Source organism: Aeromonas sp. 604176 (assembly GCF_049170755.1).
In the GTDB taxonomy this organism is placed as follows: Bacteria; Pseudomonadota; Gammaproteobacteria; order Enterobacterales; family Aeromonadaceae; genus Aeromonas; species Aeromonas veronii_A.
Genome location: NZ_JAAKNE010000086.1, coordinates 1 through 18,887, shown reverse-complemented (window position 1 = coordinate 18,887; position 18,887 = coordinate 1). Strand labels below are relative to the sequence as shown.

19 protein-coding genes, 1 tRNA gene and 1 pseudogene are annotated in these 18,887 nt (G+C 59.3%); 11 read left to right on the top strand and 10 right to left on the bottom strand.

Going from position 1 to position 18,887, the window contains the following annotated elements; genetic code table 11:
- The coding region (locus G5358_RS14945; RefSeq protein ID WP_421324359.1) for a RecQ family ATP-dependent DNA helicase at positions 1-677 on the bottom strand (677 nt) is incomplete at its 3' end.
- 133 nt (positions 678-810) lie between these two features.
- On the opposite strand from G5358_RS14945, the gene G5358_RS14940 reads away from it, so the two are divergent.
- Together G5358_RS14940 and G5358_RS14935 are read left to right on the top strand one after the other, a co-directional pair.
- Positions 811-1,275, top strand: a complete 465-nt coding sequence (locus G5358_RS14940; protein WP_005355465.1) for a thioesterase family protein — start codon at positions 811-813, stop codon at positions 1,273-1,275.
- A 124-nt stretch (positions 1,276-1,399) separates the two neighbouring features.
- Positions 1,400-1,927 (top strand): hypothetical protein, encoded by a 528-nt coding sequence (locus G5358_RS14935; RefSeq protein WP_005356927.1) that lies wholly within the window; start codon positions 1,400-1,402, stop codon positions 1,925-1,927.
- Between the two features lie 322 nt (positions 1,928-2,249).
- Here G5358_RS14935 and G5358_RS14930 read toward each other — a convergent pair.
- The 9 genes from G5358_RS14930 to G5358_RS14890 all read right to left on the bottom strand — a co-directional run bounded on the left by G5358_RS14930 (position 2,250) and on the right by G5358_RS14890 (position 11,551).
- Positions 2,250-2,326: transfer RNA gene (locus G5358_RS14930), tRNA-Pro, on the bottom strand.
- 155 nt (positions 2,327-2,481) lie between these two features.
- Positions 2,482-3,186, bottom strand: coding sequence for an MOSC domain-containing protein (locus G5358_RS14925; RefSeq protein WP_216952654.1), 705 nt, complete (start codon positions 3,184-3,186; stop codon positions 2,482-2,484).
- A gap of 49 nt (positions 3,187-3,235) precedes the next feature.
- A complete protein-coding gene (locus G5358_RS14920; protein WP_374995764.1) occupies positions 3,236-4,081 on the bottom strand; it encodes an ABC transporter permease subunit in 846 nt (281 codons plus the stop codon).
- Positions 4,078-4,983, bottom strand: a complete 906-nt coding sequence (locus G5358_RS14915; RefSeq protein WP_216952653.1) for an ABC transporter permease subunit — start codon at positions 4,981-4,983, stop codon at positions 4,078-4,080. The genes G5358_RS14920 and G5358_RS14915 overlap by 4 nt, the downstream gene beginning before the upstream one ends.
- Positions 4,980-6,134, bottom strand: coding sequence for a polyamine ABC transporter ATP-binding protein (gene potA / locus G5358_RS14910; protein ID WP_216952652.1), 1,155 nt, complete (start codon positions 6,132-6,134; stop codon positions 4,980-4,982). The genes G5358_RS14915 and potA overlap by 4 nt, the downstream gene beginning before the upstream one ends.
- 78 nt (positions 6,135-6,212) lie before the next feature.
- A complete protein-coding gene (locus G5358_RS14905) occupies positions 6,213-7,298 on the bottom strand; it encodes a polyamine ABC transporter substrate-binding protein (RefSeq protein ID WP_201937656.1) in 1,086 nt (361 codons plus the stop codon).
- Between the two features lie 114 nt (positions 7,299-7,412).
- On the bottom strand, positions 7,413-8,510 hold the full coding sequence (locus G5358_RS14900; RefSeq protein ID WP_201937706.1) for an extracellular solute-binding protein: 1,098 nt from the start codon (positions 8,508-8,510) through the stop codon (positions 7,413-7,415).
- Between the two features lie 53 nt (positions 8,511-8,563).
- Complete coding sequence (locus tag G5358_RS14895) at positions 8,564-9,925, bottom strand: aspartate aminotransferase family protein (protein ID WP_216952651.1); 1,362 nt, start codon at positions 9,923-9,925, stop codon at positions 8,564-8,566.
- Positions 9,926-10,219: 294 nt separating this feature from the next.
- Positions 10,220-11,551, bottom strand: coding sequence for a glutamine synthetase family protein (locus G5358_RS14890; protein WP_005342613.1), 1,332 nt, complete (start codon positions 11,549-11,551; stop codon positions 10,220-10,222).
- 467 nt (positions 11,552-12,018) lie between these two features.
- Between G5358_RS14890 and G5358_RS14885 the strand changes: the two genes are divergently transcribed.
- The 9 genes and pseudogenes from G5358_RS14885 to G5358_RS14845 form a co-directional block, all read left to right on the top strand.
- A complete protein-coding gene (locus G5358_RS14885) occupies positions 12,019-12,405 on the top strand; it encodes a TraR/DksA family transcriptional regulator (RefSeq protein WP_216952650.1) in 387 nt (128 codons plus the stop codon).
- Positions 12,406-12,550: 145 nt separating this feature from the next.
- Entirely contained in the window at positions 12,551-13,408 is an 858-nt protein-coding gene (locus G5358_RS14880) for a hypothetical protein (RefSeq protein ID WP_216952649.1), read from the top strand.
- 62 nt (positions 13,409-13,470) lie between these two features.
- Positions 13,471-13,917, top strand: a complete 447-nt coding sequence (locus G5358_RS14875; protein ID WP_421249879.1) for a DUF962 domain-containing protein — start codon at positions 13,471-13,473, stop codon at positions 13,915-13,917.
- A 26-nt stretch (positions 13,918-13,943) separates the two neighbouring features.
- The gene (locus tag G5358_RS14870; RefSeq protein ID WP_005355485.1) at positions 13,944-14,438 is read left to right on the top strand and encodes a CreA family protein; all 495 of its coding nucleotides are present in this window, start codon (positions 13,944-13,946) and stop codon (positions 14,436-14,438) included.
- Between the two features lie 74 nt (positions 14,439-14,512).
- Complete coding sequence (locus tag G5358_RS14865) at positions 14,513-15,502, top strand: 2-hydroxyacid dehydrogenase (RefSeq protein WP_005340720.1); 990 nt, start codon at positions 14,513-14,515, stop codon at positions 15,500-15,502.
- A gap of 92 nt (positions 15,503-15,594) precedes the next feature.
- Positions 15,595-16,956 carry a molecular chaperone gene (yegD, locus tag G5358_RS14860; RefSeq protein ID WP_227341603.1) on the top strand — a complete coding sequence of 454 codons (1,362 nt, stop codon included), beginning with the start codon at positions 15,595-15,597 and terminating at the stop codon, positions 16,954-16,956.
- 165 nt (positions 16,957-17,121) lie between these two features.
- The gene (locus G5358_RS14855) at positions 17,122-17,538 is read left to right on the top strand and encodes an META domain-containing protein (RefSeq protein WP_227341604.1); all 417 of its coding nucleotides are present in this window, start codon (positions 17,122-17,124) and stop codon (positions 17,536-17,538) included.
- 88 nt (positions 17,539-17,626) lie between these two features.
- Positions 17,627-18,457 (top strand): HDOD domain-containing protein, encoded by an 831-nt coding sequence (locus G5358_RS14850; protein WP_227341605.1) that lies wholly within the window; start codon positions 17,627-17,629, stop codon positions 18,455-18,457.
- 5 nt (positions 18,458-18,462) lie between these two features.
- Positions 18,463-18,887: pseudogene (locus G5358_RS14845) on the top strand (maltodextrin glucosidase); the annotation flags it as partial.

The following is an 18,887-nucleotide window of genomic DNA, read 5'->3' as shown; positions in this document are numbered from 1 at the left end:
GCCTTGAACTTCTCCACCAGGCTGTAGCGGATATTGGGACGATCGAAGCTGGCGGTGTGGATGAAGGGATCGTTCAGCTCTAGGCGGTGCAGCATGTCGCTGCGGGTCGCCTCGTCGGCGGTGGCGGTCAGAGCCACCACCGGCACCTGCGGGAACCACTGCTTGAGTCGCCCCAGTGCCGCATACTCAGGCCGGAAATCGTGGCCCCACTGGGAGACACAGTGCGCCTCGTCGATGGCGAACAGCCCGAGCGGCAGCTCGGCCAGCCGATCCATAAACTCGTGCTGCAGCAAGCGCTCGGGGGAGACATAGACCAACTTGATCTCGCCGCGGCGCATGGCGGCGAAGTTCTGGATCATCTCCTCCCGACTGAGGGCCGAGTTGATGTAGACCGCCGCTACGCCGTTGGCGCGCAGGCTGTCGACCTGATCCTTCATCAGCGAAATAAGGGGAGAGACCACCACACCGAGCCCGGGCCGCAGCAGTGCCGGGATCTGGTAGCAGAGCGACTTGCCGCCACCGGTGGGCTTGAGCACCAGCGCATCGCGCCCCGCGACGATCTGCTCGATGATCTCGAGCTGACCCGGCCGAAACTGCTGATAGCCGAAGACTGCCTGCAGCAGGGCAAGCGGACTCTCTGGCTGAGGATCTGGCAGGGTTTCGGCAATCGCGGTCATGGGCTCTCCTTTGGGGTCGCCATTCTAAAGCAGCCGCCGCCCACAATAAACCTGCCATTGCGACTGTTAATGAACTGTTGCAGACTGGCTGGAGTTTTTACTCGGCTTTGATGACAAGGATTGGGATCAGAGAATGAAACAGATGCTCAAGAAGATGGCGCTCAGTGGCATTGCCAACCTGTTTGCCGAGAAGATGCCCTTCAACAAGCTGATTGGCATGCAGGTGACCCACTACGACTTCGACAAGGTGGAGCTGCGCATCAAGATGGATGAGAAGCTGATCGGCAACCCTTTCCACAACATCCTGCATGGCGGCGTCACCGCCACGCTGCTGGATGTGGCAGGCGGTATGATAGTCGCCGCCTCCTGCATCGACGAGCTGGAGGAGTTCTCCCCCAGCTATCTCAAGGAGCGCTTCGCCCGCCTCGGCACCATAGATCTGCGGGTGGATTACCTGCGCCCAGGGCGCGGCAACGAGTTTATCGCCACCGCCCACATCATCCGGGCTGGCAGCAAGGTGGCCGTCGCCCGGATGGAGCTGCACAACGAAGAGGGCACCCACATCGCCTTCGGCACCGGTACCTATCTGGTGGGTTGAACCAAGTTAGTGCATAAAAACCACGCGGCTAATCCACTTTTAATCATTAGATTCCTTACCCCCTCTAGCCGAACAAGGTCCATACTGAGAGTCGGGATTGTGTGCAGAGGGAGGATTGCAGGCGATGAGTGCGAAACTGGCCATCAAACCATCCAGAGCCTTGTTGACACAGCTCGAGTCCATGCTCGACGAGGTGCAGACACCCGAGTGTCGCCACTGGTTGGAACAGGAGCTTGAGGGGTATTCTCTCTCCTCACCCCTGCCTTGGTATCGCATCGTTCCCTGTCGGCAACGCGGTCACTTTCTGGATCTGAAAACGGGAAAATATTTGACCTGTCATATCAACAGTCAAACGCTATGCCAACGCGATCTGGCCCAAATTCAGTTCATTTATGCCCGTGAACCCGCCGCCCACTATTTGCTGCAACGCAATTCCGGTATTGAACCCTGGCCAGAACAGCTGCTGGAAGATTATCAGGAGCAGTTGATCCCCGGCCATCTCTGTCTGCAAGCTTGGCATGAGCCCGTGATTTCATTACGCGCACAACTGATGGAGGGAATAGAACATTTCATTAGTGAGTACCCCAAGCACGCGGCCTTGCTGCCTCAACACAGTTTCAAGGCTTTGCGGCATCAGCACTGGCATATCTGAGTAAGCGCCTGGCGCGCAAGGAGGGCACCATAGACAAGACCCATAGCGAGATTGCCACAATCTAGAGTGCCGGAGTCAGGATCAGACTCCACCGATGGGCCACCGAGCGGTGGCCCTTTTAATGTCCGTGGTCTTACTTCGACTCTGCATACAGCAGGTCAGATCACTTGGCTAGGTAACAGGTCAGCAGCTAAAGAAAATTAGGAAAACAGGGTCAGCAGCTAAAGAAAATTAGGAAAACAGGGTCAGCAGCTAAAGAAAATTAGGAAAACAGGAAGGATAAATGCAAAAAGGCCGCTCTATTGAGCGGCCTTTTCAAATTTGGTCGGTGTGAGAGGATTCGAACCTCCGACCCCTTCGTCCCGAACGAAGTGCGCTACCAAGCTGCGCTACACACCGATGTCTGCGGGACGGGAATTTACCGAAAGCCCCGATCCGACACAAGCCTTTTTTGCATTTAAATAGAAAAAAAGGGCCATTTGCTCAACTATTCAACATCCTTAGCCCTCGTTTACCGAAATGCAGCCAGATGGTGACATTCCGCTAACTCTGCCTCAGGGTAAGCGCAAAGACTCCGGTCCCAGCAGACGGCGCTGCCAGTCAGCCACAGTGCCATGCTCCAGCCAGTCGGCTGCATGCTGGCGCCAGTTGGGGGAGAGGGCCAGATTCTCCAGCAACATCAGCAGATCCGCTTCATTGCGCACCTGATTGAACAGGATATCCGCCGTGCGCTTCACCGTCAGTTCGGGATAGGGTCTGTCTACCAGCTCCATGGCCGACTCCGGCGACACAATCCCCTCCTCCAGCACCCGCAGCAGCCAGCCACAACGGCCATTCAGTTGCATCACCTGCGACATCTGGCCATAGCCAAAGCGCTGGTTGAGCTTGAAACAGGGGGATCTCGGCTGGCTGATCTGGATCAGCGCCTCACCGAGCCGATAGACATCGCCGATGCAGGCTTGCGCCTCGGTCAGCCCGAGACCGGAGAGGTTCTCGCCAAAGGCGGCAGGTTGCCAGGCTGTACGTGGCGCAGGCAAGCCCAGCGCGGTTTGCCAGGTCTGCCACCAGAGATAGTGATCGGCCGGATAGTAGTGGAGCGCCCGATCCGGGCCACCGTGGTGGCGCGTGTCACACTGCTCATCCCCTTCCAGACCGGCAAAGGTACAGCGAACTGGTGCAGAGATCGGTTGCTTGTGAATGGCGCTGGTGAGGCCGGGCACCAGCTCGGTGCCACGACCACTGAAAAAGGAGATCCGCATACTCATCCTCCGGATTGACGAGAGTAGGCGGATCTTATCATCTGACGAGTCAGGCGACTGCCTGCATCTGGTTGCTCATGGCGATCTCGGCGCGACGGCGCTTCTCCGCCTTGGCCATCAGATACCAGCTGCCGAAGGTAAAGAGCGATACCGACAGCAGGATCAGGCTGGCCACCGCGTTGATCTCGGGTTTAACCCCGAGCCGCACCGCCGAGAAGACCTCCATCGGCAGGGTGGTGGAGCCCGGGCCGGAGACGAAGCTCGCCAGCACCAGATCATCCAGCGACAGGGCAAACGACATCATGCCGCCAGCCGCCAGCGAGGGGGCGATCATCGGGATAGTGATCAGGAAGAACACCTTCCACGGCTTGGCGCCAAGATCCATGGCCGCCTCCTCTATGGAGAGATCCAGCTCCCGCAACCGCGCCGACACAACGATGGCTACGTAGGCGGTACAGAAGGTAGTGTGCGCGATCCAGATGGTCAACATGCCCCGCTCGGCGGGCCATCCCACCAGCTGGGCCATCGCCACGAACAGCAGCAGCAGCGACAGACCGGTGATCACCTCGGGCATCACCAGCGGTGCCGTCACCATGCCACCGAACAGGGTTCGACCACGGAAGTGGGGAATTCGGGTCAGCACGAATGCCGCCACCGTCCCCAGCGCCACCGCGGCGATCGCGGTGTAAAAAGCGATCTCCAGCGAGCGGAACACGGATCCAATCAGCTGCTTGTTGTCGAGCAGGCCGAAGTACCACTTGAGCGACCAACCGCCCCACACCGTCACCAGCTTGGAGGCGTTGAAGGAGTAGATCACCATGATGATCATGGGCAGGTAGATAAACAGCAGCCCAAGCCAGAGCATCAGCTTGGCAAAACCGAAACGTCTCATCATGCCTTGCCCTCCAGCTCTTTGGCCTGGTTACGGTTGAAGAGGATGATCGGAATGATCAGCACCGCCAGCATCACCACCGCCAGTGCAGAGGCGACCGGCCAGTCGCGGTTGTTGAAGAACTCCTGCCATAGCACCTTACCGATCATCAGGGTCTCCGGGCCGCCCAGCATTTCCGGAATAACGAACTCCCCCACCACCGGAATAAACACCAGCATGCAGCCGGCGATAATGCCGTTTTTGGAGAGCGGCACAGTGATCTGCCAGAAACGGGTCAGGTTGCGGGCCCCCAGGTCGGAGGCCGCCTCCAGCAGGCTCTGATCGTGTTTGACCAGATTGGCGTAAAGTGGCAGCACCATGAAGGGCAGATAGGAGTAAACGATGCCGATATAGACCGCCAGGTTGGTATTGAGGATCTGCAGCGGTTCGTCAATCAGCCCGATCCCCAGCAAGACGCTGTTGAGCAGGCCGTTGTTACTGAGGATCCCCATCCACGCATAGACCCGAATCAGAATGGCGGTCCAGGTCGGCATCATGATCAGCAACAGCAGAACGGTCTGGGTCTCCTTGTTGGCCCGAGCGATGGAGTAGGCCATCGGATAGCCAATCAACAGGCAGAGCAGGGTGCTGACGAAGGCCATCTTGAGGGAGCCCAGATAGGCTGCGATATAGAGCTCATCCTCCTGCAGCAGCAGGTAGTTCCCCATATTGAGCAGGATGGTGAGCTGATTGTCGGCCCAGCTCACCACGTCGGTGTAGGGCGGGATCGCCACATCCGCTTCCGCAAAACTGATCTTTACCACTATGACAAAGGGCAGCAGGAAGAAGAGGAACAGCCAGAAGAAGGGGATGCCGATCACCAGCCGGCGCCCTCCGCCCCGCTTCAGTCGTTGCAAGATCTTCATGATTGCAGCACCACGCCGCTGTCATCTTCCCAGTAGAGGAACACCTGGTCATCCCAGGTTGGCCGCTTGCCGTGGCGTTCGGCATTGGCGATGAAAGCCTGAACGATTTTGCCCGAGGGCAGCTGGATGTGGTACACCGAGTGTCCGCCCAGATAAGCGATGTCATAGACCTCGCCCTTGGTCCAGTTGAAGTCCGGATGCTCGATTTCGGCCGGCTTTTGCAGGCTCATCAGCAGCTTCTCCGGCCGCAGGGCGTAGGTCACCTTCTTGTTCTCGGCACGGGAGCTGATGCCGTGGCCCACATAGATGGGCTGCTCCAGATCGGCACAGGCGATGATGGCGTGGTCCTGCTCATCCTCCACCAGCAGGCCGTCGAACAGGTTGACGTTGCCGATGAACTCGCACACCAGCCGACTGGCCGGGGTTTCGTAGATATCCATCGGGCTACCGATCTGCTCAATACAACCGTGATGCATGATGGCGATCCGCTCCGCCATGGTCATGGCCTCTTCTTGATCGTGGGTCACCATGACACAGGTAACCCCGACCCGCTCGATGATCTCCACCAGCTCCAGCTGCATCTTGGAGCGCAGCTTCTTGTCGAGCGCCCCCATGGGCTCATCAAGCAGCAGCAACTTGGGACGTTTCGCCAGCGAACGGGCCAGCGCTACCCGCTGGCGCTGGCCACCGGAGAGCTGGTGCGGCTTGCGACGGGCATACTGGGTCATCTGTACCAGCTTGAGCATCTCTTCGACACGGGCGTCGATCTCGGCCTTGGGCAGGCCATCCTGCTTGAGACCGAAAGCAATATTCTGTGCCACCGTCATATGGGGAAACAGGGCGTAGGACTGGAACATCATGTTGATGGGGCGTTCATAGGGGGGCATGTCGGTGATATCCACCCCGTCGAGGAACAGACGCCCTTCGGTCGGGCGCTCGAACCCGGCCAGCATCCGCAGCAAGGTCGATTTACCGGAACCGGATCCTCCCAGCAGGGCGAAGATCTCCCCCTTATGAATATTCAGGGAAACATTATCGACCGCCAGGGTTTCATCGAACTGCTTGCTAACCCTGTCTATTTTTACCAGCACTTCTTTGCGTTGCTGGCTGCCCTCAAGGGCTTTCTTGTAGGCACTGGAGGCTATCGCCATTACCAAACTCCCTAACGTGATACTGGCCTCACGGCCAATCCATAAAAGCGATTTGGCGCCCCAGAGCGGGCACCAAGGTCAGGTACCGGACTTGATCTTGCTCCAACTCCGGGTGATTTGACGCTGTACCGCGCGGGAATGTGCCTCCTGCACATAGAGCCGCTCCAGCACAGCCTGAGGCGGATAAACCCCCTCATCATTGCGCACCGTCTCATCCATGAACTCGCCAGCCTTGGCATTGGGATTCGCATAGCCCACATAATTGCTGACCTTGGCGATCACCTCGGGCTGCAGAACATAGTTGATGAGAGCATGTGCCTCTTTGACATTGGTGGCATCAGACGGGATCGCCATCATGTCAAACCAGAGATTGCCCCCCTCTTTAGGAATGCTGTAGGCAATCTTCACCCCCTTGCCGGCCTCGTCGGCACGGGCTGCCGCCTGCAAGATGTCGCCGGAAAAGCCCGCTGCCACACAGATATCGCCGTTGGCGAGATCACCTATGTATTTGGAGGAGTGGAAGTAGGCCACATAGGGGCGCACCTTGAGCAACTGCGCCTCGGCGCGCTTGATATCGGCCGCGTCCTGGCTGTTGGGGTTCAGTCCAAGGTAGTTGAGGGCAGCCGGGATCATCTCGTCTGCCGAGTCGAGGAAGGCGACGCCGCAACGGGAGAGCTTCTCCATGTTTTCCGGCTCGAAGATGGCCGCCCAGGAGTCGATCTTGTCGACCCCCAGCACCGCCTTGATTTTGTCGACGTTGTAGCCGATGCCGTTGGTTCCCCACAGATAGGGCACCGCGTACTGATGGCCCGGATCCACCTTCTCGAGCTGCTTGAGCAGCACGGGATCCAGGTTGGCCAGATTGGGCAGCAAGCTCTTGTCCAGCTTCTGGAAAGCCCCCGCCTTGATCTGCTTGGAGAGGAAATTATTTGAGGGCACCACCAGATCGTAACCGGTCCGTCCGGTCAGCAACTTGCCTTCCAGGGTTTCGTTGGAGTCAAATACGTCATAGACGGTCTTGATCCCGGTCTCCTGCTGGAAATCGCTGAGGGTGGTCTCGCCGATATAGTCAGACCAGTTGTAGAAATGGAGCACAGGGGCTGCCTGGACTGCATTCGCCAATCCCATGGTCAGCGCTATGGTTAGCAATCTGGTTGTATTCACGGTGTCAGTTCTCCTGTTCAGTGGTTGACCGTCTGCGCATCCATTCGCGCGGCCCATCCGGATGGATGGCATCACTACCCTCCCGGCCGAACTGCGGACCGGGAGGGGTATTCGTTACTTACCGGACTTGATCTTGGTCCAGCTGCGGGTCATCAGACGCTGCACCTTGGCCGGCAGATCCGGGAAGGTGTAGATCTTCTGCAAGGTTGCAGAGTCCGGATAAACCCCCGGATCGGTACGGATCGCCTCGTCAACCAGCGGGGTCGCAGCCTTGTTGCCGTTAGGCGCCTGCACCTGATTGGTGATGTTGGCGATCACGTCGGGCTTCATCAGATAGTTGATGAAGGTGTGGGCCGCCTCGACGTTCTTGGCATCCGCCGGGATGGCGATCATGTCAAAGAAGCTGCCTGCCCCCTCTTTCGGAATGGTGTAGGTAAGTGCCACGCCATTTTTGGCTTCCGCCGCCCGCGCCTTGGACTGCTGCAAATCCATGGAGTAACCGACAGCAACACACAAGTTGCCGTTGGCCAGATCCGAGATGTACTTGGAGGAGTGGAAATAGGCGGTATAGGGACGAATGGAGAGGAACAGCTCCTCGGCCTTCTTCAGCTCGTCCGGCTTCTGGCTATCCGGTTTGAAGCCCAGATATTGCAGGGCGGCCGGTAACATTTCGGTCGGCGAGTCGAGGAAGGAGACGCCGCACTCCTTCAGCTTGGCCATGTTCTCCGGCTTGAACACCAGATCCCAGGAGTTGAGCGGCGCATCGGCCCCCAGTACGGCCTTCACCTTCTCGGCATTGTAGGCATAACCGATGGTGCCCCACAGATAGGGGATGGAGTACTGGTTGCCCGGATCGCTCGGGTCGAGCGCCTTGAGCAGGTCGGTATCCATATTTTGCCAGTTGGAGAGCTTGGACTTGTCCAGCTTCTGGAACACGCCAGCCCTGATCTGTTTGGCCAGGAAGGGGTTGGACGGCACCACGATGTCGTAGCCGGATTTACCAGCCAGCAACTTGGCTTCCAGTACCTCGTTGCTGTCAAACACGTCATAAACCACCTTGATGCCCGTCTCCTTCTGGAAGTTTTCCAGGGTATCCGGGGCGATATAGTCGCTCCAGTTGTAGACGTGCAACACCTTCTCTTCAGCCATTGCTCCGGCACTTGCCATGACCAGAGCCACAGAGGCAGCGATCACTCCCGTTTTGAAAGACATCATCCTTGTCTCCTAAGCAAATTGTATGCGCATGCCAACCTGCCTGGCGGCAGCTATCCCTTCAGCTTTGCAGCCGTCAGATCCAGACTGAGCCTGGCTAGCTTGACCAATTCATCAACCTGTTCCTCGGTGATCACCAAGGGGGGCGATATGATCATGGTATCGCCTACCGCCCTCATCACCAAGCCATTGTTAAAACAGAATTCCCGGCAAGTCATCCCGGCATTGGCATGGGCCGGGAAACGCCGGTTGGTCTGCTTGTCCTGGACGATTTCCAGGGCTGCGACCAGCCCGCGGCCACGGGTTTCACCCACCAGCGGGTGGTCAGCCAGCTCTGCCCAGCGGCGCTGCAAATAGGGGCCGATGGTATCATGCACTCGCTTAACTATGCTCTCCTTTTGCATAAGCTGGATATTGGCCACCGCCACCGCGCAAGAGACCGGATGGCCTGAGTAGGTGAAGCCGTGGTTGAACTCGCCCCCCTCTTCCACCAGCCCCTTGGCAACCCGGTCACTCACCATCACAGCGCCGAGCGGCAGATAACCGGAGGTAATCCCCTTGGCCAGACACATCAGATCCGGCTTGATGCCAAACCCTTCGCTGGCAAACCAGTGGCCGGTACGGCCAAAGCCGCAGATCACCTCGTCGGCTATCAGCAAAATGCCGTAGTGATCGCAGATGCGCTGGATCTCCGGCCAGTAGCTGTCAGGCGGAATGATGACACCGCCCGCCCCCTGGATCGGCTCGCCGATAAAGGCGGCCACCTTGTCCACCCCCAGCTCCAGAATCTTCTGCTCCAGCTGACGGGCCCTCTCCAGCCCAAACTCGTGGGCACTCATCCCCTGCCCCTCACCGAAGTGGTAGGGCTGGTCGATGTGCACTATGCCGGGAATGGGCAGACCACCCTGGGCATGCATCCCTTTCATGCCACCCAGACTCGCCCCCGCCACGGTGGAGCCGTGATAGGCGTTGTGGCGGCTGATGATCACCTGTTTTTCCGGTTGCCCCTTGCTGGCCCAGTAGTGGCGCACCATCCGCAGCACGGTGTCGTTGCACTCGGAGCCGGAGCCGGTAAAGAAGACATGGTTGAGATGGGATGGCGTCACTTCGGCCAGCAGGGTGGCCAGCTCGATCACCGGCGGGTGAGCGGTCTGGAAAAAGAGGTTGTAGTAGGGGAGCTGCTCCATCTGTCTGGCCGCGGCATCCACCAGCTCCTGCCGGCCATAACCCATGTTGACGCACCAGAGCCCCGCCATGCCGTCCAGAATGCGCTTGCCTTCGGAGTCTTCCAGATAGACGCCACTGGCTTTGGTGATGATACGGCTGCCCTTCTTGTTCAGAGCCTGAAAGTCGGTAAAGGGGTGCAGGTGGTGGCTGGCATCCTGCTGCTGCCACTCACGGGTAGTCTGTTGCATTGTTAGCTCCTCGGTTCCTTCGATTTAGCTGGTTCTGTTCGTCAATCATCAGGAAGGCTGCCACTCCCGCAATCACCGCCACTTTCGCGTGGACTGCGGCATGGCCTGCTCCTCACATCCTTCAATTCGAGCCAAAAACTGTTATCAACCATGCAACCAGAGCGGTGGCGAGCCAACTTCCGCTCACAACCATCCGCAGGCGGAGGCACTCCTCCATCCCGTATTACCGGTTACAGGCAGGGGAGGCAGCCTGCCTCCCCGATTCGGACGATGCGTGGCCGGCACGCATCCGGGTCAGACGTTCAGCAGCAGGAACTCTCGCTCCCAGCGGCTGATCACCCCGAAGTAGGTCTCGTACTCTTTGCGTTTGACCGCGACAAAGGCGCGTGTAAAGCGCTCCCCCAACATCTCCTTGATCGGCTCGCACTGTTCGAGATGGCTGAGCGCCTCCTCCAGCGAGCGGGGCAGACTGTAGGGCAGGTCGTAGGCGCTGGATTTCATCTCCTGCATGGGCTCCAGCTTCTCCATCATGCCGAGATAGCCGCACGCCAGGGTGGCGGCCAGCGCCAGATAGGGGTTGGCATCGGCACCGGCGAAGCGGTTCTCCACCCGGCGGGCACTCGGGTCGGAGAAGGGTACCCGCAGACCACAGGTGCGGTTCTCGACACCCCACTGGACGTTGCGTGGCGCGCTCTCACCGAAGGTGAGGCGGCGGTAGGAGTTGACATTGGGAGCCAGCAGGGCTGTCACCGCCGGGGTGTACTTCTGCAGACCTGCGATGAAATGCATGAAGAGTTCGGAGTTGCCGCCATCCGGGGTACCGAACAGATTTCGACCGTTCATATCCTCCAGACTCTGGTGGATGTGCATGGCGGAGCCCGGCTCGTTGCTCATCGGCTTGGCCATAAAGGTGGCGTAGATGCCGTGGCGATGGGCCGCCTCACGCATGGTGCGCTTGAAAAGGAACACCTGATCCGCCAGATCGATGGCATCCCCGTGCAGGAAGTTGATCTCCATCTGGGCAGCACCGGACTCGTGGATCAGGGTATCCACCTCCAGCTCCTGCGCTTCGCAGTAGTCATACATGTCTTCGAAGATGGGATCGAACTCGTTGACCGCATCGATACTGAAGGACTGGCGAGCTGTCTCGGGACGGCCGTTGCGCCCTACCGGCGGCATCAGCGGATAGTCGGGGTCTTCGTTGCGGGTGACCAGATAGAACTCCAGCTCGGGCGCCACCACCGGCTTCCAGCCCTGAGCCTCGTAAAATGACAGAACCCGACGCAGTACGGAGCGAGGTGCAATGTCGATCAGCTTGCCGTTGACGTCGTAACAGTCATGGATAACCTGAGCGGTAGGTTCCAGCGCCCAAGGGACGAAACGGATGGTGTTGGGGTCAGGATAGAGCTGCATGTCCCGCTCCAGCGGATCGATCATGCTGTCGTCATCCGGATATTCGCCGGTCACTGTCTGGGTGAAGATCACCTCGGGCAGACGCATGCCCCCTTCTCGCAAAAACTTGTTGGCTGGGATGATCTTGCCCCGGGCGTTGCCGGTGAAATCAGGGAAGAGACACTCCACTTCCGTGATGCGATTGCTCTCCATCCAGCCCTTGATACTGTCCATGTTAAACCCCGACTCTACGGTTGCCATTGGCAAGGGTGTCTAATATATGGAACACCCTTGTTATCAAATTGTAATCAACACCACCATAAAAGCCCGCTATCAGGGGTAATGTCAAGCAGTGGTGTTTAAAAAACTATAAATAACGGCGCATATAATGACCAAGTCGGCACCAAATACTAAACACTCGTGGTCTCGCCTCTCCCCAGTGCAAAGCCGGTGCCAACCGGCCAAAACCAGATGTCAGATCCCGTCAGATCAGCCGCTAAAGGGGCCATTTTTTTGCAAAGGCGCACAATCCCTGTCCTATTTGCTTTGCTTGGCTGCTTTTTTTTGGTACAAGGCCCGCCCTGATTTGCACTCTCTTGCATGAAAACGGTGCAAATCAGACGAGAAGGGCTTGGTCTGCAGGCAGACAGCCCCCATAAACAGGGATAATTGGGTTAGTAAACTGACTGGTAGTAAATCGTATGTGTGATTTCATGACTGAAGACCAACTGGCCTTTTACAAGGGGCAGATCGAGCGGCAGATCGCCGAGCTCGAAGAGCGCCTGAACTCCCAGGCCAGCCAGGCCATCGCCACCGACACCAACGAGATGGCCGATGAAATTGACCGTGCCAGTATCGAGGAAGCCCGCCGTCTGGAGCTGAACCGCATCGAGCACGACAAGCTGCACCTGCGCAAGCTGAGGGGCGCATTGAAGCGAATGAACGATGGAGATTTCGGTTACTGTGAATCTTGTGGTGACGAGATCTCTCTCAAGCGGCTGCAAGCTCGTCCAGAGTCCCGTTTCTGCGTCGAATGCCAGAGCACCAAGGAATTTAACGATACCCACGTGTTCCGCCGCGTCGCCTGATTCTTCGAAGAACCGTCACCATTCAGGTGCAACAGACGCCAACAAGGCTGGGCCCGCGCTCAACCTTGCACAACGCCTCGCAGCAAGATGGTGACAAGTTCTGTTAGACTCCGGACACCTTCCGGAATCTACAGGAGAATAGAGAGTGAAATGGCTCATCAAACTGTGTTTGTGCCTGCCACTGCTGGCACAAGCACAGGTTCTGACGGTCAAGGTTCCCAGCCGTCCCGTCAACAATCTTGATCAGGAGTACCAGCTCAAACTGCTGGAACTGGCCCTGACCCGCTCCGGACAACCCTTTCGCATCCAGCCTGTCGAACTCGACCTCAACCAGTTCACCCTTCAGCAGCAGCTGAGCAAGGGCAAGACCATCAACGTCTTCTGGATGGGTACCTCCAGCGCACTCGAATCCTCCCTGATTGCCGTCCCCATTCCGCTGTTTCGCGGACTGGAAGGATTGCGGCTGTCGTTCATCCACGCGGATGCCCAAGAGAAGTTCAACCAGATCAATACTCTGGCCGACCTCAAACAGCTGAAGGCGGCGCAAGGGGTCGGTTGGGCCGATAACAAAATTCTGGAAAATGCGGGCATCCCGACCTTCTCCGGCCGCTACAGCAGCTTGTTTCGCCTTATCAACGACGGCGACAAGATCGACTTCTTCCCGCGCGCCCTGGTAGAGATCTTCGCCGAGCGCAGCGAGCTGGTGGCGCAGTATCCCAACCTCGCCATCGAGCAGCATCTGCTGATCCGCTACCCCTTCGCCCAGTTCTTCTTCGTCAGCCCCGAATACCCCAAGCTGGCCAAGGCGATTCAGACCGGGTTGGAGCGGGCCTATGCCGATGGCAGCTTTATGAAGTTCTTCCATGACAACCCCAAGATCCGCGAAGCACTGGCCAGCGCCAACCTCGATCAGCGGGTCACCATCGCCCTGCCCAATCCGGACATGACCCCGTTGCTAAAATCCATTCCGGCCCAATATTGGGATTATCCACCGCAGGGATAAGCATCCCGAGCGCCTGACCATGAGGGTCAGGCCGCGAGAACACAGTGCGCCAGGGAGGTGCCATGAAGGGAATCCAGGAGTGGTTTGTGGAGTACGGCCAGAGCCATCGCCATCCGATAAACGTCGCCATCCACAAACTGGCGGTGCCGGGCATCTATCTCTGCTCGCTGGCGCTGCTCTGGTGTCTGCCGCTCGGGCCCTTGCCAGAGCCCCTCAACTGGGCGGCAGTGGCGGCCATTCCGGTGCTGCTGTTCTATCTGCAACTGTCGTTTTCGCTGTTCGCGGGGATGGCGGTGCTGACCGCGCTCGGGCTGGCCTTCTGCCACCAGTGGCAGGGGCCGCTGCTGTGGTCCTCGGTGGCAGCGTTCGTGCAGCTCTGGATAGCCCAGTTTGTCGGCCACAAGATCGAGGGCAAACGCCCCTCCTTCCTCGCCGACCTGCAATTTCTGCTGATAGGCCCCGCCTGGGTGCTTGCCAGCCTCTATCGTCGTCTGGGCATTCCCTATTGAGGAATGCCGGGCCAACAGGAGAGACCATGACACATAACCACACGCGACATAACGCCCTTCGCCGCGCCCTGCCCCTGCTGCTGGGGGCCCTGTTTGCCGGCCCGGCACTGGCCGACAAGGCCGACCCGGTCGGTGAAGTGAGCACCGCCTTCAAGCTGTTTGGCCCCAACCACAAGATCCTGGTGGAGGCATTCGACGACCCGCGCATCGACGGTGTCGCCTGCTATCTGGCGCGCCCCAAGACCGGCGGCGTCAAGGGCGGGCTGGGACTGGCGGAAGATCCCTCCCACGCCTCCCTGTCGTGCCACCAGATCGGCCCCATCACCCTGCCCGAAAAGCTGAAGGCGGGGGAAGAGGTGTTCGATGTCAGCACCTCGCTGGTATTCAAGGAGCAGAAAGTGGTGCGTTTTTACGACAAGAAACGCAATGCATTGGTTTACCTGACCTACAGCACCAAACTGGTGGATGGTTCGTACAAGAGTGCAGTCAGCGCCGTTCCCATCATGCCCTGGGGACAATAACCAGCCGGTTTGTCCTGTGATAGCTGACCCATTTTGTTGTAATTTGACGACACACACGCTGCGGAGCACATACCATGAAAGTCGCCGTATTCAGTACCAAGAGCTATGACAAAGAGCATTTCAACCAGGCCAACAGCCAGTACGGCTTCGACCTGGAGTTTTTCGATGTGCGGCTGGAGGCCAAAACGGCCCGACTGGCTCACGGCTTCCCGGTGGTGTGTCTGTTCGTCAATGACGATGCCGACCGCGAGGTATTGACCGAACTGGCTGCCAACGGCACCCAGGTGATTGCCCTGCGCTGCGCCGGTTACAACAACGTGGATCTGGCCGCTGCCAAAGAGCTGGGGCTGAAAGTAGTGCGAGTGCCCGCCTACTCCCCCGAGGCGACCGCAGAACACGCCGTCGGCATGATGATGTGCCTCAACCGCCGCATCCATAAGGCTTATCAGCGCACCCGCGACGCCAACTTCTCGCTGGAAGGGCTGGTCGGCTTCAACATGCATGGCAAGACCGTTGGCGTCATCGGTACCGGCAAGATCGGTCTGGCCGCCCTGCGCATCCTCAAGGGCTTCGGGGTTCGCCTGCTGGTGAACGATCCTTACCAGAATCCGGCAGCCATCGAGCTGGGGGCCGAGTACGTGGATCTCGATACCCTGTTCCGCCAATCCGATATCATCAGCCTGCACTGCCCGCTGTTCAAAGAGAACTACCACCTGTTGAACAAGGAGGCATTTGCCAAGATGAAGGACGGGGTGATGATCATCAACACCAGCCGTGGCGGCCTGCTCGACTCCAACGCCGCCATCGAGGCACTCAAGACCTCCCGTATCGGCGCTCTGGGGCTTGATGTCTACGAAGAGGAAGAGGATCTCTTCTTCTCCGACAAGTCCAACGAGGTGATCACCGATGACGTGTTCCGCCGTCTGTCCGCCTGCCACAACGTGCTGTTCACCGGCCATCAGGCGTTCCTGACCCGCGAGGCACTGCACGCCATCGCCGATACCACCCTCGGCAATATCCGCGCCATCGAGAGCCAGGGCCGCTGCGACAACGAAGTGGAATAAGGGCTCGCCCTCTCTTCGTCACGCGCCGGGTTGTGAGACCCGGCGCCTTCGGGTAGGCTAGCCCCCCTTTTTTATTCAGGAGTCTGGCGCCCATGTTTATCGGATTTGATTACGGCACCTCCAACTGTGCCGTGGCCGTGATGGAACAAGGTAGCCCCAGGCTGCTGAATCTTGGTGCATCCCGCTATCTCCCCTCCACCCTGCATGCCCCCCACCGGGATGCTATCGCCGGTCTGCTGGCCGAAGGGCTGGCCCCCGCCCAGCAGGCGGAGTACCTCAAGCTGCGTGGCCCCGTGGTCACCCGCGCCCAGACGGTTCGCCGCCAGATGCGGGAAGAGGGGCTGATCGACGAGCTGAGCTTTGGCGGTGCCGCGCTGGAGCGCTATCTGGAAGAGCCGGACGACGGCTACTACATCAAATCGCCGAAATCCTTTCTCGGCGCCTATGGCCTCAAGGCCCCCCAGATCGCCCTGTTTGAAGACATCGTCTGCGCCATGATGCTCCATGTCCGCCAGCAGGCGGAGCAGCAGCTCGGTGCCCCGATCCGCCAGGCGGTGATCGGCCGTCCGGTCAACTTCCAGGGTCTGGCGGGGGAAGAGAGCAACCAGCAAGCTATCGCCATCCTGACCGAGGCGGCCCGTCTGGCCGGTTTCGAGCAGGTAGAGTTCCTCTATGAACCGGTGGCCGCCGGGTTTGAATTCGAGGCGCGCCTCACCGAAGACGCCGTGGTGCTGGTGGTGGATATCGGCGGCGGTACCACCGACTGCTCCATGCTGCGGATGGGCCCGAGCTACCGCGATCAGCTGGATCGCAGCGGCGATCTGCTCGGCCACAGCGGCCAGCGGATCGGCGGCAACGACTTCGATATCCGCCTGACGGTGGAAGGGATGATGCCGCTGCTCGGCATGCACGAGACCCTCAAGACCGGCAAGCCGCTGCCCCACCCGCTGTTCTGGGATGCGGCCGCCATCAACGACGTCAGCGCCCAGAGCCGCTTCTACAGCCTCGACACCGCCCGCCAACTGCAGGAGCTGCAGCTCGACAGCCAGCCTGGCAGCAAGCTGGGTCGTCTGGCCAGCCTGCGGGCCCACAAGCTGAGCCACCAGCTGGTGTGGCGTGCCGAGCAGGGCAAGATCGCCCTCTCGGAGCAGGAACTCAATCGCCAGTCGCTGGCCGAGCTGGAAAAAGGGCTGGAAGCGGAACTGACCCGCGAACAGCTGGCCAACGCCTCGGCCCTGCTGCTGGAGAAGATTGGCGAGCTGATGGACGAAGCGATTGCCGCCGCCGGTGTGCAGCCGGATCGCATCTTCGTCACCGGCGGTAGCGCCCGCTCGCCGCTGATCGCCAGCTTTATCCGCCAGAAGCTCCCCTCCATCCCGCTTGAGGGTGGCGATGACTTCGGCTCGGTGGCTGCCGGTCTTGCCCGTTATGCCGAGCGGCTGTTCGCCAACTGAGCCCTGAGATAGCGTAAATCGATGGCAACATCACCCGTGTGTTGCCATTAAGCGACAGTCGTGCGGGACAAGGGGCGACAGAAGCGGTCGGTCGTCCCCTCTCCCGCCCTGCTCCCGACTGCCCAAAAAGGGTATTCTTGACGCTCCCCCAACCGGAGCCCCCTCATGCCCAGATTGCCCTTTTTGCTGATCCCCCTGTTACTGCTCGCTGGCTGCAGCTCGACCGCCTTTGTTCAGCAAGATCTGCAACACCACCACTGGGTACTGAGCAAACTGGATGGCGAACCGATCAAGGCCCCCCGCGACAATCCTCCCGATTTCGAGATCGGCGAGCACTTCACCGTCAACGGCATCGCCGGTTGCAACCGCTACTTCGGTCAGGGCCATCTGGAAGATGACAAACTGTGGATCACCAGTCTGGGCAGCACCGAAATGGCCTGCATGCCGCCGCTCGACACTATCGAACAGGCTGTACTGACCACCCTTACCGAGGGGGCGACCTTGAGCGGCACCAGTCAGAACCTGATCCTGCAGGGCAAACGGCACCGTTTGGAATACACCTTGCGCGACTGGGTGTTCTAGCGCTCACAAAGCCGCATCACAAACAGGAACATGTTGTCCGGCTGTGGCACAATATGAGGCAGAGTTCGCAACGGAGGCTGCCTCAGCCATGTCGATGGATCGCCTGTTTGACAAGATCAAACAACTCCCCACTATTCCCAAGCTGCTGCACGAGTTGATGCAGAGCTTCAACGACGAGAATGCCCGCATCGACCAGATTGCGGCCAAGATCGCCATGGACCAGGTGATCAGCGTCAAGGTGCTAAAGATGGCCAACTCGGCCGCCCTGCGCCGTGGCAACGAAGTGACCTCCATCGAACAGGCGGTGATCCGCCTCGGCTTCAACCGACTGCGCTCTGTGGTGGTCGCTTCCGGCATCATCGGCACCTTCAAGGCCCCGCCCAGCTTCGACAAGAACAAGTTCTGGACCGAGACCTTCCAGGTCGCCACCATCGCCAAAACCCTGGCCCAGGAGGCCAAGGTGCTCGACCCCGAGACCGCCTTCACCTGTGCTCTTATCCACAACATCGGCGAACTACTGATCCAGAGTACCTTGCCGGAAGAGGCGGAGCTCATCAATCTGGCGATCCAGAAGGGGAGCAGCCGGGTCGAGGCCCAGCGGGAGATGCTGGGTTACGACTACGCCCAGCTCGGTGCCGAGCTGGCGCGGCGCTGGAACCTCTCCGAGGCCTTCGTCGATGCCATCTCCCAACAGCTGGATCCCCTCTCCCACGATCCGGTCAGCAAGGAGGCGGTGCTGATCCGCCTCGCCGTGTTTATCTCCTTCGCCTGGAACGCGGGCGTGCCTGCCCAGGCCATCATCGCCCGCTTCCCCAAACCGCTCGCCGACCAGTTGGGACTGGATCCCAAGTCGCTGGCAGGCCAGCTCGAAACACTGCATGAACAGGGTAATGCCCTTGCCGATCTTCTGACTCAATAAGCATCATGACCCATCCGTTTCTGTTTCATCCCCAGGTGGCGCCCTGGTTCAAAGAGAGCGCCGACGCACTGCAATTGACCCTCTTTAGCGATCTGGATGCACCGATCCGCGAGGTGTGGCTACGCCACGAGCCGGATAACGAGGAGTACCTGATCCCGATGACGGCGGTCTCCACCCGCGATCGGCTGCAGGTGTGGCAGGCGACACTGCCGCTCATCAAGGGACAGGATATCCACCTCTACAGCTTCAAGTGCCTCACCGACGAGGAGCAGTGGTGGCTGCACGGGGCGGGCGTCAGCGCGTCCATGCCGCCACGGGAGCAACATTTTCGCTTCAACAGCCTGCACCAGCCACCGGCCTGGGTGCAGGATCAGGTGTTCTACCAGATCTTCCCCGACCGCTTCTGCAACGGCGACCCGTCGCTGAGCGT

Excerpts from the sequence above, each read along its gene's own strand:
- G5358_RS14940 (WP_005355465.1), top strand. The coding sequence starts at position 811 with ATGAAACAGATGCTCAAGAAGATGGCGCTCAGTGGCATTGCCAACCTG.
- G5358_RS14935 (WP_005356927.1), top strand. The coding sequence starts at position 1,400 with ATGAGTGCGAAACTGGCCATCAAACCATCCAGAGCCTTGTTGACACAG.
- G5358_RS14925 (WP_216952654.1), bottom strand. The coding sequence starts at position 3,186 with ATGCGGATCTCCTTTTTCAGTGGTCGTGGCACCGAGCTGGTGCCCGGC.
- G5358_RS14920 (WP_374995764.1), bottom strand. The coding sequence starts at position 4,081 with ATGATGAGACGTTTCGGTTTTGCCAAGCTGATGCTCTGGCTTGGGCTG.
- G5358_RS14915 (WP_216952653.1), bottom strand. The coding sequence starts at position 4,983 with ATGAAGATCTTGCAACGACTGAAGCGGGGCGGAGGGCGCCGGCTGGTG.
- potA (WP_216952652.1), bottom strand. The coding sequence starts at position 6,134 with ATGGCGATAGCCTCCAGTGCCTACAAGAAAGCCCTTGAGGGCAGCCAG.
- G5358_RS14900 (WP_201937706.1), bottom strand. The coding sequence starts at position 8,510 with ATGTCTTTCAAAACGGGAGTGATCGCTGCCTCTGTGGCTCTGGTCATG.
- G5358_RS14895 (WP_216952651.1), bottom strand. The coding sequence starts at position 9,925 with ATGCAACAGACTACCCGTGAGTGGCAGCAGCAGGATGCCAGCCACCAC.
- G5358_RS14890 (WP_005342613.1), bottom strand. The coding sequence starts at position 11,551 with ATGGACAGTATCAAGGGCTGGATGGAGAGCAATCGCATCACGGAAGTG.
- G5358_RS14885 (WP_216952650.1), top strand. The coding sequence starts at position 12,019 with ATGTGTGATTTCATGACTGAAGACCAACTGGCCTTTTACAAGGGGCAG.
- G5358_RS14875 (WP_421249879.1), top strand. The coding sequence starts at position 13,471 with ATGAAGGGAATCCAGGAGTGGTTTGTGGAGTACGGCCAGAGCCATCGC.
- G5358_RS14870 (WP_005355485.1), top strand. The coding sequence starts at position 13,944 with ATGACACATAACCACACGCGACATAACGCCCTTCGCCGCGCCCTGCCC.
- G5358_RS14865 (WP_005340720.1), top strand. The coding sequence starts at position 14,513 with ATGAAAGTCGCCGTATTCAGTACCAAGAGCTATGACAAAGAGCATTTC.
- yegD (WP_227341603.1), top strand. The coding sequence starts at position 15,595 with ATGTTTATCGGATTTGATTACGGCACCTCCAACTGTGCCGTGGCCGTG.
- G5358_RS14855 (WP_227341604.1), top strand. The coding sequence starts at position 17,122 with ATGCCCAGATTGCCCTTTTTGCTGATCCCCCTGTTACTGCTCGCTGGC.
- G5358_RS14850 (WP_227341605.1), top strand. The coding sequence starts at position 17,627 with ATGTCGATGGATCGCCTGTTTGACAAGATCAAACAACTCCCCACTATT.